This window comes from Chryseobacterium sp. GW823-FHT05E08, from assembly GCF_058795655.1.
The window spans coordinates 777,486-790,173 of sequence record NZ_JBXAHY010000003.1 but is presented as its reverse complement, the minus strand read 5'-3'; the positions used below and the strand labels follow the sequence as shown (position 1 = coordinate 790,173).

The window sequence follows — 12,688 nt, the reverse complement described above, 5'->3', positions numbered from 1 at the left end:
TCCGAACACAGAAGTTAAGCCCACCAGCGCCGATGGTACTGCGAAAGCGGGAGAGTAGGTCGCCGCCAGTTTTTATTTAAAAGTCTCATACATTCATTTGTATGAGACTTTTTTTTGATCCAAACACAAAGTTTTACTTTTGCTAGAAGTTAGAAGTTAGAAGTTAGAAGCTAGAAGCTAGAAGATAGAAGCTAGAAGCTAGAAGCTAGAAGATAGAAGATAGAGGCGTTGCTCTGTCATTGCGAGAAACGTAGTGACGAAGCAATCTCAAATATCATTACATTACTATTTGATAATATTCACAGACATCTGTGAAAATCCGTGTGATCTGTGGTAAATCTTTATTAATAGTAGAAATAAGAAAGTGTAATTGGACTAATACATTTTAAGCCGTTTGTAATTTATGTTCTAGATCAAAATAAAATCTAATATTAGCTATATTTTTCCAAGTTGCATATTTGAATATAAAGTAACCCAATAGCATTCCTAGAGTATTTAAAAATACATCATCAATATCAGCTACACCTCTGCCTGTAAGGGATTGAGTTAATTCAATTAAACTTATTGAAATTATAAAAGATAGAGTGGTAGGAATAATTTTATTGAGTTTTTTAATACTTAATCCTAAAAATCCAAATGGACTGAAAACAAAGATGTTTCCAATTATGTTTATTAAAAATGATTGTTTGTAGATATGATCATCACAGAAAAAATGGTGAATCGTTTTAAATGGAATTAGCTGAAAATAACTTCTAGGTGATGTTTCTCTGCCACATCCGATAAACATCATGTATAAAAGCAAAATAGTATAAATAGTAATAAGTACTGCAAAAAATCTTTTCATAGGTTTCCTTTAGGGATTAGTAATAAAAAAGGTTATAATGCTATTAGCTTTTAAGCTTAATTTAATAACAAAAATTCTGCCCTAATGTAGAAGATTTTGAAACTTTATGCTTCTTTAATATTTTTTAACTCAATAAAAAAGCCTCACTTTTAAAGTAAGGCTTGATATTTTAATTGAAATCGATTTATCAGACTTGGATAACTCCCAAATTAAATTTCTCTGTAATAGGAGCATTATTTGCCGCTTCAATACCCATAGAGATCCATTTTCTGGTGTCTGTAGGATTAATGATTGCATCTGTCCAAAGCCTTGCAGCAGCATAGGTAGACTCAGTTTGTTTTTGGTATCTTTTAGAAATCGTATCTAGTATTTCATTGTGTTCTTCTTCTGTGATTTCTTTACCTTGCTTTTTCAATGTAGATTCTTGAATCTGTGCCAAAACTTTAGCAGCTTGAGATCCACCCATCACCGCTAGATCCGCCCAAGGCCAAGCAACAATTAATCTTGGATCATACGCCTTTCCACACATTGCATAATTTCCTGCTCCGTATGAATTTCCTGTAATAATGGTGAATTTAGGAACTACAGAATTTGCAACAGCATTTACCATTTTTGCACCGTCCTTGATGATTCCTCCATGCTCAGATTTTGATCCTACCATAAATCCGGTAACATCCTGTAAGAATATTAAAGGAATTTTTCTTTGATTACAGTTTGCAATAAATCTTGTCGCTTTATCAGCCGAATCGGAGTAAATAACTCCACCAAACTGCATTTCTCCTTTACCGCTTTTTACTAATTTTCTTTGATTAGCCACAATTCCTACGGACCAACCATCAACTCTGGCAGTTGCACAGATAATCGTTTTACCATAATCGGGCTTATACTCATCGTATTCAGAATTATCAACCATACATTTGATAATTTCCAAAGTATCATATTGGTCTGCTCTGGAAACAGGGACAATTCCGAAAATATTGTCTGGACTTTCTTTTGGTGGGAAACTTTCAATTCTATCAAAGCCTGCTTTTTCAGTACTTCCGATAGATTTCATGATTGTTTTAATTCTGTTTAAAGCGTCCTTATCATCTTTAGCTTTATAATCTGTAACTCCTGAAATTGAGCAGTGTGTAGTTGCTCCTCCAAGTGTTTCATTATCAATAGTTTCGCCGATTGCAGCTTTCACCAAATAACTTCCTGCTAAGAAAATTGAACCTGTTTTATCAACAATCATCGCTTCGTCACTCATGATAGGTAAATAAGCTCCACCAGCAACGCAGCTTCCCATTACTGCTGAAATTTGGATAATTCCCATCGAGCTCATTTTAGCATTATTTCTAAAAATTCTACCGAAATGCTCTTTATCAGGGAAAATTTCGTCCTGCATCGGAAGATAAACGCCTGCAGAATCTACCAGATAAATGATTGGAAGCTTATTTTCCATCGCGATTTCCTGAGCTCTTAAATTTTTCTTTCCGGTAATTGGAAACCAAGCCCCAGCCTTTACTGAGGCATCGTTGGCAACAACCAAACATTGTCTTCCGGAAACATAACCCATCATCACAATAACACCACCAGCTGGGCATCCTCCATGTTCCGGATACATTTCGTAACCTGCAAATGCACCGATTTCTATAGAATCTGAATCTTTATCAAGAAGATATTCCACCCTTTCTCTTGCCGTCATTTTTCCTTCATCACGAAGTTTTTGAAGTCGTTTTTCGCCTCCTCCTTTTTTTATTTCAGCAAGTAGTCTATTTATTTCGGATAGTTTTAATCTGTTCTGATCTTCTCTTTTGTTGAATTCAATGTCCATAAAATTTCAAATTTTTCCGTCTAAAGATACTCTTTTTATAAGAATTCTGAATTTAAATAAAACAAGCGTTTAATGGATTGGTTTTCAGATTTTTGTGAAATATTTAACAAAAAAATGTTTTAAATGTTTGATATTTTTTCTAACTTTACATAAGAGTTATAGGGATAATATTCTCTATGAAATACTCTAAGTTCCTAGTTTATTTTTTTAATAGTTTATTATTTGAAGGCCCTGAAAGTTTAACAGACTTTCAGGGTTTTTTATTTGGATGAACATTAATTTTAAAGAAAACTGAAGCCAGTATTAATATTTAATATAATTTCTTAAATTTAATTGAAGTAAATACGTATTTTTTATAAGATTTGTAAAAGCTATTTGTAAATTTGCATGTTAAAAAATAAAAGGAGATAGGATATGCATAAATTAGCGCTTTTCAGATTACACTTAATTGTCTTTTTGTGGGGATTCACTGCAATTCTGGGAAAACTGATTCAGGCTAATGCACAAATCCTCGTATTTTATAGAATGCTATTTGCCGCGATCTTCTTATACGCTTTTATCAGAGTCTATAAAAAAGAGAGTATAAAAGTTTCTAAGAAATTATTCTTTCAGTTGGCTGCGATCGGAGTAGCTATGGCTTTACACTGGTATTGCTTCTTTTATTCGATCAAAGTTTCAAACGTCTCGATAGCATTAAGCTGTTTATCATTATCAACATTATTTGCTTCCATTTTAGAACCCATTATTTTTAAAAGGAAGATCGATGCCTCGGAAGTTATCATGGGAGTGGTAATTGTTTCCTGTATTTTATTGATTTTTAAAACAGAGTTTCAATATAAAGAAGGAATCATTTACGGAGTCTTTTGTGCTATTTTTGGAACTATATTTTCTGTTTTTAATGGAAAAATGTTTGGGAAAACAAGCTCCGGGAACATTATTTTTTATGAAATCTTCTCTGGATGGTTCGTTTTATTGATATTTTATTTATTTAGTGGTCAAATTTTTCAAATGAATGAAATAAGTTACAGCGATATTGCGTTAATATGCTTATTGGCAAGTGTTTTTACAGCTTTCCCGATGTTGGAATCGGTGAATCTGATGAAGTATATTTCGCCTTTTACACTAATTTTAACAGTTAATTTAGAACCAGTCTACGGAATTATACTAGCTTTTTTTATCTTTGGAGAATCGGAACATATGAGCCCAATATTTTATATTGCATCTGGTGTTATGATACTGGCAATCATTGCAAATGGATTAATAAAGGCCAGAAAAACAAAAAAACTTTAACTAAGCATCAAACTTATATGATGAAAAAATATTTTTTACTTGCTTCTTTCGTATTATTTGGGACTTCTCAGGCTCAAATTATAAGGAAATATTCCAATGAATTCCTGAATATCGGAGCAGGAGCCAGAGGCCTTGCTATGGGAGGAGCTGTGATTTCCAATCAGGATGATGTATATTCTCCTATGTGGAACCCGGCAGGTTTGATGTCGATAGAAAGAGACTGGCAGGGAGCAGCAATGCACGCCGAGTATTTCGAATCGATTGCAAAATATGATTATCTGGCTTATGCAAAAGTTCTGGAAACAGGAGTTTTCGGAGTTTCTGTTGTGAGATTGGGTATTGATAATATTTTGAATACAACCCAGTTGATCGATCCTGAAGGAAATATCGACTATGACAAAATCACTAAATTTTCACAATCCGATTACGCGGCAATCATTTCTTATGCTTTTAATCCTGCTGGAAATACAAAGTTAGATGTCGGAGTAAATGCAAAAATCGTTTACAGAAATGTAGGTAAATTTGCAAGCGGTTATGGTTTTGGATTTGATGTAGGAGCAATTTATAAGGCAGACAACGGATGGAAATTTGGAGGGATGCTTCGAGATGCAACAACAACGGTCAACTTCTGGAGTGTAAACCAAAAAGAACTTTCCACAATTGTAGATGGTGAAGAATTTAACCCTGCACCAAAGGATAAAATGGAACTTACAATGCCTAAATTAAATGTAGGTGCAAGTAAGGTTTTCAATATTAACAGTAGTATTTATGTTTTGCCTGAAGCTGGTATTAATGTAGATTTTGCTAAAACGGCAGCTCTTGTTTCTACAGATTTTGCAAGTATCACACCTTACGCGGGAGCAGAAGTAGGATATCAAAAAATGATTTTTGTAAGATTAGGAGTAAACAGATTCCAAAATATTACAGATATCGAAGATCTTAAAAGAAAAGTTTCTTTCCAACCGAGTGCGGGTATTGGGATTAAATATAGAGGTCTTACTTTAGATTATGCAATTACAAACTCAGGAATTGGAGGTTCTAATTTCTATTCTAATTTCTTCTCTCTTAAATTGGATATGGGAACATTTAGAAATGATTAAAATTTTAAAAATGAAAAAACTATCAATACTTATACTTACAATTTGTTCAGTAATAGCTTTTGGGCAAAAGGTTTCTGATTATAAATATATTGCTATTCCAGAAAAATTCAAAGATTTTAAAGAAGATTTTGGGCTGAAAAATTTTGTAACAAAAGGACTGGCAGCTAAAAAGTATAATATTCTTCAAGGAGAAGAAGAAACCTGGCCAATGGAGGCTAAGGACGATAAATGTAATGTTATCAATGCGAATATATTGGATGATAGTGGTTTTTTAAGAAATAAAGTGATTTTACAGTTTAAAGATTGTAAAGATAAAGTTATCTTAGAATCAAAAGGTAGCTCAAGCATCAAAGCATTCGAAGAAGGTTTCCAGGATGCTTTAAAGCAGGCATTAGTTGCTGTTCCGGTTGCTAATCCGGTTGCCATTGTAGCTCAAAAAGAAGTTGAAGCACCTGTAAATAATACTGTTTCCAGCACTGTTGCTGTATCTTCTACAGAAAGTACGGCAAGTAAATACAGTAACGGAAAATTAGATGTACAGAAAGTGCAAATTGATAATAACCAATTTATTTTGGTTAAACCAAATAGTTCTTTACCATTTGCAACTTTTAAAGCAACTACAAAAAGAGATGTTTTCAGAGTAAAATTGGAAAATGGAGATTCTACAATCGGATATTTTGAAAACGGAAATATTGTAATAGAAATTCCTCAGGCGAATGGAGAATATTCTAAGGAGGTTTTTGCCGGAAAATAAAGTTTACAACATCAAAAAATAAAAAATAGCCCTTACCTGAAATTCAGGTAGGGGCTTTTAATAACAGCTAACCATAAAAACAAAAATTATTAAGGCATTAGAACAGTGTCAATTACGTGAATTACACCATTAGACTGATTTACATCAGATATCGTGATTTTTGCACTATTTCCTTTAGCATCTGTAACATACAGATCTTTTCCTTTTGTCCAGAAAGTAACATCTTCACCTTCAACGGTTTTCATCATACTTTTTCCGTTTCTGGCTTTTACCGCAGCCCAAATTTCTTTAGCATTATATTTTCCTGCAAGAACGTGGTACGTTAAAATTTTAGTAAGCATTTCTTTATTTTCAGGCTTTACTAAAGTTTCTACTGTTCCTTTTGGAAGTTTTGCGAAGGCAGCATCTGTAGGAGCCAATACTGTGAAAGGTCCTTTTCCCTGTAAAGTTTCAACTAAACCTGCTGCTTTTACTGCTGCAACTAGTGTTTTGTGATCTTTAGAGTTTACAGCGTTCTCAATGATATTTTTAGAAGGGTACATTGCTGCTCCACCTACCATTACTGTTTTTTCTTTCATTTGTGCAGTTAGATTTCCACTGAAAGCAAATGATAAAGCTACCATTCCTAGAACTGCGATTTTTGATCTTGTATTCATTTTTTTTGATTTTTTAAATTAAATATTGTTTGATTTCTTATTCTTACCTACCATTTACGATGTAGATTCTGTTTTAGATTTAAAAATTATTTTTTTATTTAAATTATTTTTCCTGAGTTAATAAAAGTTTGAATTCATTTCAAAATCATTTACGATATAAATTATTTTTTGGTTTTTCTTTGTAATACAGTTTATTTCATTACATTTGGATTGAAAAATATTCGTTATTAAAACAAACTATTCGGAAGAGGAACTTATCGTTTTATTGAAAGAAAAAAACGAAGCTGGTTTTCATTATTTGTATGACCATTACTCTGGCGCGCTTTATGGTGTGATATTCCGAATCGTACAATCAAAAGAATATACAGAAGAAGTAATTCAGGATGTTTTCGTGAAAATCTGGAACTCCATTCTTCAGTATGACTCAACCAAAGGCCGATTTTATACATGGATGATCAATATTGCCAGAAATACGGCGATTGATTATTTAAAATCAAAAGGCTTTCAAAACGAGCTTAAAAACCAACCACTCCCTGATTTCGTATATAACAGTGCAGAACTTTCAACAACTAATAAATCATCCGACTTTATCGGGTTTAAAGATGTTCTTGGAGGTTTGGAGACTGATAAGCTGGAGCTTATAGATCTGGCTTATTATCAGGGGTATACACAAAATGAAATATCCGAAAAACTGAAGATACCGCTGGGTACTGTTAAAACGAAAATGCGGAATGCATTGATAAAATTAAAGGATTTGTTAAAAGATTATCAATAAATTGAACACTAAGGAATACATATCATCCGGAATTATAGAATCTTATATTCTAGGTTTTGCTTCTCAAGAGGAAGCAGGCATTTTGGAGTGTGTGATGAAGAACAATGCTGAAGTTAAAGCAGCTTTTGAAGAAGCTCAAAAAACTTTGGAAGATTTGGCAACGGCTCAGGCCGTGACTCCTCCAAATGATTTAAAATCTAAGATTTGGAATAAAATTCAACAGGAACAGATTGTTGAAGAAGCGAGACCTGTAATTTCAGAAATAAAACCAGATCTGAAAGTTCAGGGAGAAATAAAAGAGATTAATACTCAGAAAAATAACAACTGGAAAACCTACGCTGTTGCAGCATCGGTGCTATTTTTAGTAAGTGTTGCCGGAAATTTATTCTGGATGAATACGCAGTCTAAAAACAAAGAAGTTATTGCCAAACTTGAAACCGAAAAGCAGTCTAAAGATTTAGCATATCAAAAAATGCAGCAGAAATGGCAAATGTTATCAGGTGCAGATATGCAGATGGTTGTTTTGAAAGGAGTGGAAAAACATTCTGACTCTAAAGCAATGGTTTTCTGGGATAAAAAATCTAAAGAAGTTTACTTAAATGCCGATAGCTTACCAAAAGCTCCGGAAGGAATGCAGTATCAGCTTTGGGCGATTGCAGACGGTAAACCTGTAAGTGCAGGAATGTACACAGAAGATAAAGACAGTAAAATAGCTCTTGCCAACATAAAAAATGCTCAGGCATTTGCGATAACTCTTGAGAAAAAGGGTGGAAGTGCAACGCCGACCATGGAAAATATGTATGTAATGGGTGAGGTCTAAAAATAATATTTAATATAATGTAAAATAAAATAAGCTCTTGAAATTCAAGAGCTTATTTCGTAGCAAATGGTTGATAAATAATTATTTTTTGATAAACTTAATACTCTGATTTCCTTTTTCACTTATAACTTTTGCAGTATAAGTTCCTGGAACAAGATCAGATAATCTTACAGATGTATTTTTATTATTTTTAAAAGATTCGTTTATTATTAATTTTCCATTAAAATCATATATTTCAACAGATTTTATAGCTTTGGTATCTTCAATTGTCAGAATATCAGAAACTGGATTTGGATAAATTTTAGCAGAAGATAAAGAAACTTCAGAGGTAGATAAAGGGCCTAAAACATTCACAGTATAGTCCGTCCAAGTTCCATAGGCATAAGTTGCACAGGCAGAATCGGCGGTAGGCATTCCTGCTCCGGCGTTGGCCAGACGGTTCCAGATTCTCATTCTATAATTTCCGGCCGTTACAGATGATGGGACCATAAAAGTTCCAGTATATGTCTGATTCTGATTGGCGATGTAAGCTGGTAAGAACAGGTTTTCTCCTGCATCGTCAAAATCTCCATCTTTATTGAAATCTATTGCCATTCCACAGGCAGTCCAGTTGGTTGTGGAGACATTGAGTGTATAATTTGTACCTGTATTTAAATTCATAATAACAGAAGTCCGGTCTCTTCCGGAAGTACAGGTTCCGGATGCAAATGAATTATTGAATCCTGCTTCAGGAACTGTTACTTGGGTAATTCTCCAAGAGCTGCATCCACTGGGATAACTCGGACTGCAATACGTTTGAGAATAAAGTGGAGCGGTAGTAGCTAACATTGAAAATAATGCAAATACTTTTGCTAAAATGTAGTTTTTTTTCATAATATCTGATGTTTTTTGTTGTAAAACTAAATTATGAAAAAATATGAAAATATCTAATTTTTATGTTTAATTGCTAATAAAAGTTAAATTTTTAGATTAATTTTATTTGAATATTGATTTTTAAATACAATTTTAATTAATTATTAAAGAAATCATGAATAACTTTCGCCTTACTTTTCCCAAGAATCTCTTCCAACGTCTCCAAATTGGATTCTTTTATACGTTTTACAGACTTTAATTTAGATAAAAGCAACTCAATTGTCTTTTCTCCGACTCCCGGAATTTCTTCCAACTCAGATTTTATAGTAGAATTTGTTCTTCTGGTTCTATGATGTTTTACCCCAAAACGGTGGGCTTCATCTCGAACTCTCTGAAGAATTTTAAGGGTTTCAGATTTTTTATCAAGATATAAAGGAATTGGATCTTCGGGGAAGAAAATTTCTTCTAATCTTTTGGCGATCCCGACGATGGTAATTTTTCCGTAAAGTCCTAATAATCTTAAACTTTTTACAGCAGAGGAAAGCTGTCCTTTTCCACCATCGATCAAAATTAATTGTGGCAAGGCATCACCTTCGTCCAAAAGTCTTTTGTAACGGCGGTAGATTACTTCTTCCATCGTTGCAAAGTCATTGGCACCTTCCACGGTTTTAGGGTGAAAAATTCTGTAATCGGCTTTGCTGGGTTTTCCATCTTTAAAAACAACACAAGCGGAAACCGGATTTGTTCCCTGAATATTCGAGTTATCAAAACCTTCGATATGTCTTGGCTCAACAGGCATTCTCAGGAGTTTTTGCATTTCTGCCATGATTCGGTTGGTATGTCTTTCCGGATCTATGATCTGAACTTGTTTTAATTTTTCTAGACGATATTCTTTGGCATTCTTCTCGGAAAGTTCAACGATTCGTTTTTTATCGCCCATTTTGGGAACGATCAATTTTACATTCGGAATTTCAACAGATAAATGGAAAGGAAGCAGCACTTCTTTAGAATCTGAATCGAATTTCTGACGAATTTCAATCAAAGCTTCTTCCATAATATCTTCGTCCGATTCTTCAAGAATTTTCTTAATTTCTGTCGTGAAACTCTGAATAATATTTCCGTTTCTGATCTTAAAGAAATTCACATAAGCAGCAGTTTCATCACTGGTCATTCCAAACACATCTACATCATCGATATTTGGGTTAACAACCGTATTTCTGGACTGATAATCTTCCAAAATATCCAGTCTTTCTTTAATAATTTGGGCTTGTTCAAATTGCAGATTTTCAGCATGTTTCATCATTTGATTAACCAAATATTCCTTTGCTTTTCGGAAATCTCCTTTTACAATTCCGCGGATGGCGTCTATTTTTTCATCATAATCTTCCTTGCTTTCCAGGTCTTCACAAGGTCCTTCGCAATTTTTGATGTGATATTCAAGACAAACTTTGTATTTTCCTTCTGCAATTTTGGTTGGAGCTAAATTTAAATTACAGGTTCTAAGCTTGTAAATATGTTTAATAGTTTCCAATAAAATCTTTGCAGGACGTACTTTTGCGTAAGGCCCATAATATTCTGAACCATCTTTAATCTTCGTTCTCGTTAAAAATATTCTTGGAAAATTTTCGTTTTTAATACAGATCCAAGGATAGGTTTTGTCATCCTTCAACATGACGTTGTAAAATGGCTGATGTTCTTTTATCAGATTGTTTTCCAATAAAAGGGCGTCATATTCACTGTTTACAATGGTCGTTTCCAATCGCTGGATCTTCCCAACCATTATTCTTGTTCTGTAACCCGGAAGATTTTTGTTGAAATAGGAGAGAACCCTTTTCTTTAAATTTTTCGCCTTTCCGACATACAATAAATGCTCATTTTTATCATAATAACGATAAACACCGGGTTCGGAAGGTAAAGTTTTGAGTTGTAATTCTAAAGAAGGATTCATATAACAAAATTACGGAATTTTGCTTTTATCTGTTGATACTAATATTTTTTTAACCTATTTTAAATTTTAGATAACAAATCTTTTCGGCCGTCGATATAAGATAAATGGTCGTCAAAGCTTATTTCTACGAATAAAATTTTATTTCCTTGTTTTAAAATTTTTAATGAGCCATAAATTTTTTCACCCTCAAAAAAGACTGAATGGTTGATAAGTCTTTCTTCACTTTCAAATAACTGTAATATTTTACGGTTTTCCCCTTTGAAATTTTTCCATTCTTCTAATGATTTTTTGTCATTTTTTTCAAAAGAGTAAACGGTGATCATCGCATTGTCACTCATCCAAATTTTATCAATAATAGGATTTTGAAGCGAAGTTATTTCATAAAAACCTTTCGGAACATGAACATTAAAACCATTTTTAGAATAAGTATAATTTTCGGACACTTCTTTATTATCATCTTTTACATTACCGTCCAAAATGTAGAATTTTTTCATTTTAGAAGCAAGCTTTACAACTTTAAATAGCTTTTTATAATCATGAAAATTAATGCTTTTAGCATGTTTTTCAATGATTTTTTGATACTCAGCTATTCTTTCGGAAGGAAGAAATTTTTCATCAATATTGTCAACTTGACTTTTTATAGACGGATCTTTCATTTTCAAATCATTAATAACTTTGTTATCAACAATTTCAGTGACTTCCAAGTTTCTTTTAAGTAAGATAGGATCTTTAATAACAGCCTCAGAAGTCAGATATCTCCCCATCGTTTTATAATTGGTCTGATAGGGAATATGATCAAGGTTTTTCACATAACTGCCAGCATGAGCTACATCATCCGCTTTTGAACAACCCTTGAAAACCCGTCCCAAAGCTCCCCAGAATAATAAACTGAAAATCAGTATTGTGTTGATGTAAAGTTTCATGATGATAATTTTAATGCAAAAATACACTTTCTAATTTTTCATTAAAAACAAAAAAGCTGCAGAAAATTTCTACAGCTTTGTACATGATATAATTGAATATTTTATCCGTTTGTCATCTGAGTATACTCGCTCACCAAGAAGCTGAAATAATCCCATTCAACAGATTTTTTAGGATATTTTTTCATGAATTCTGCATTATCTCCAAAAAGGAAATCATAGTTGTCTTCAAAATCATCTTTGTGAAGCCACATTACTTTATCACCTTTTTTAACGTAATAAGATTTAATAACTCCACCACCTAATTGAGGAGAACCCATCACAGAAAATCCGGTTGTTTCCTTTGCTCTAGGATCGTGATAAACAGAAATAATATTATCAAATCCAGGGTTGATAACCTGCATTAAGAATTCTTTATCGTCTTTTTTATTTTTAAGAGAAACAGTTTGGTTTACAAAATGAATACGCTCGTTCGTTGTATTCTTATTTAAACTTTTTGTTCCAAAATTTCTGATATTTCCCATGTACTTGGCTACTTTTGCATACTTTTCAGCGTTGCTTGGGTAAACATACATTTCGTCAATTTGATCAGCATTGAAAGTCGTACTCTTTTTCGAGATACTGTCTTTGATAGCAACCTCAAAAATTTGTCCTTTTTTAGTGTCGATTTTTCCACAGAATCCTTTGTAAGTTGTTCCATCCTTTAAAATTACGGTAGATGTTTTCTTAGGAGATGGCGTGTTGAATCCTTCATTAAAAAGATACATTTCCATTTTTTTGATGTCTTCTTTTGAGTATTTTACCTTGTCTTGGGCAAAAGTTGCAACACTTACAAAGCAGAATGCAAGCAGTAAAGCTTTAAATTTCATAGTTTATTGTTTTTATTTTCGGACGTAAAAGTAATGAAATAAAT

At 33.0% G+C, this 12,688-nt stretch carries 12 protein-coding genes and 1 rRNA gene; 6 read left to right on the top strand and 7 right to left on the bottom strand.

Annotated features, from left to right (window positions below; translation table 11 throughout):
* Positions 1-71, top strand: a 5S ribosomal RNA gene (rrf, locus tag AC1Q7L_RS14190); the annotation flags it as partial.
* Positions 72-385: 314 nt separating this feature from the next.
* Here rrf and AC1Q7L_RS14185 read toward each other — a convergent pair.
* Together AC1Q7L_RS14185 and AC1Q7L_RS14180 are read right to left on the bottom strand one after the other, a co-directional pair.
* On the bottom strand, positions 386-844 hold the full coding sequence (locus tag AC1Q7L_RS14185; RefSeq protein WP_492306486.1) for a VanZ family protein: 459 nt from the start codon (positions 842-844) through the stop codon (positions 386-388).
* A gap of 187 nt (positions 845-1,031) precedes the next feature.
* Positions 1,032-2,660 (bottom strand): acyl-CoA carboxylase subunit beta, encoded by a 1,629-nt coding sequence (locus tag AC1Q7L_RS14180; RefSeq protein WP_492306485.1) that lies wholly within the window; start codon positions 2,658-2,660, stop codon positions 1,032-1,034.
* A 414-nt stretch (positions 2,661-3,074) separates the two neighbouring features.
* Between AC1Q7L_RS14180 and AC1Q7L_RS14175 the strand changes: the two genes are divergently transcribed.
* From AC1Q7L_RS14175 to AC1Q7L_RS14165, 3 genes are read left to right on the top strand one after another with little or no spacing between them, the layout of a single operon-like run.
* A complete protein-coding gene (locus AC1Q7L_RS14175) occupies positions 3,075-3,950 on the top strand; it encodes a DMT family transporter (protein WP_492306484.1) in 876 nt (291 codons plus the stop codon).
* 17 nt (positions 3,951-3,967) lie between these two features.
* Positions 3,968-5,050: a putative type IX sorting system protein PorV2 gene (locus AC1Q7L_RS14170; RefSeq protein ID WP_410692687.1), complete on the top strand. Its 1,083-nt coding sequence runs from the start codon at positions 3,968-3,970 to the stop codon at positions 5,048-5,050.
* Positions 5,051-5,060: 10 nt separating this feature from the next.
* Positions 5,061-5,804 carry a hypothetical protein gene (locus AC1Q7L_RS14165; protein ID WP_492306483.1) on the top strand — a complete coding sequence of 248 codons (744 nt, stop codon included), beginning with the start codon at positions 5,061-5,063 and terminating at the stop codon, positions 5,802-5,804.
* Between the two features lie 89 nt (positions 5,805-5,893).
* On the opposite strand, the gene AC1Q7L_RS14160 is transcribed toward AC1Q7L_RS14165, so the two are convergent.
* Positions 5,894-6,460 (bottom strand): fasciclin domain-containing protein, encoded by a 567-nt coding sequence (locus tag AC1Q7L_RS14160; RefSeq protein WP_492306482.1) that lies wholly within the window; start codon positions 6,458-6,460, stop codon positions 5,894-5,896.
* Positions 6,461-6,725: 265 nt separating this feature from the next.
* Here AC1Q7L_RS14160 and AC1Q7L_RS14155 point away from each other — a divergent pair, with 265 nt between their 5' ends.
* Positions 6,726-7,235 (top strand): RNA polymerase sigma factor, encoded by a 510-nt coding sequence (locus AC1Q7L_RS14155; RefSeq protein WP_410692689.1) that lies wholly within the window; start codon positions 6,726-6,728, stop codon positions 7,233-7,235.
* Between the two features lies 1 nt (position 7,236).
* Positions 7,237-8,055, top strand: coding sequence for an anti-sigma factor (locus tag AC1Q7L_RS14150; protein WP_492306481.1), 819 nt, complete (start codon positions 7,237-7,239; stop codon positions 8,053-8,055).
* 81 nt (positions 8,056-8,136) lie between these two features.
* On the opposite strand, the gene AC1Q7L_RS14145 is transcribed toward AC1Q7L_RS14150, so the two are convergent.
* The 4 genes from AC1Q7L_RS14145 to AC1Q7L_RS14130 form a co-directional block, all read right to left on the bottom strand.
* Positions 8,137-8,928: a T9SS type A sorting domain-containing protein gene (locus AC1Q7L_RS14145; RefSeq protein WP_492306480.1), complete on the bottom strand. Its 792-nt coding sequence runs from the start codon at positions 8,926-8,928 to the stop codon at positions 8,137-8,139.
* 136 nt (positions 8,929-9,064) lie between these two features.
* Positions 9,065-10,855, bottom strand: a complete 1,791-nt coding sequence (uvrC, locus tag AC1Q7L_RS14140; protein WP_492306479.1) for an excinuclease ABC subunit UvrC — start codon at positions 10,853-10,855, stop codon at positions 9,065-9,067.
* 59 nt (positions 10,856-10,914) lie between these two features.
* Positions 10,915-11,778, bottom strand: a complete 864-nt coding sequence (locus AC1Q7L_RS14135) for a hypothetical protein (protein ID WP_492306478.1) — start codon at positions 11,776-11,778, stop codon at positions 10,915-10,917.
* Between the two features lie 101 nt (positions 11,779-11,879).
* Positions 11,880-12,644 carry a hypothetical protein gene (locus tag AC1Q7L_RS14130; RefSeq protein WP_492306477.1) on the bottom strand — a complete coding sequence of 255 codons (765 nt, stop codon included), beginning with the start codon at positions 12,642-12,644 and terminating at the stop codon, positions 11,880-11,882.
* Positions 12,645-12,688: the final 44 nt, after the last annotated feature.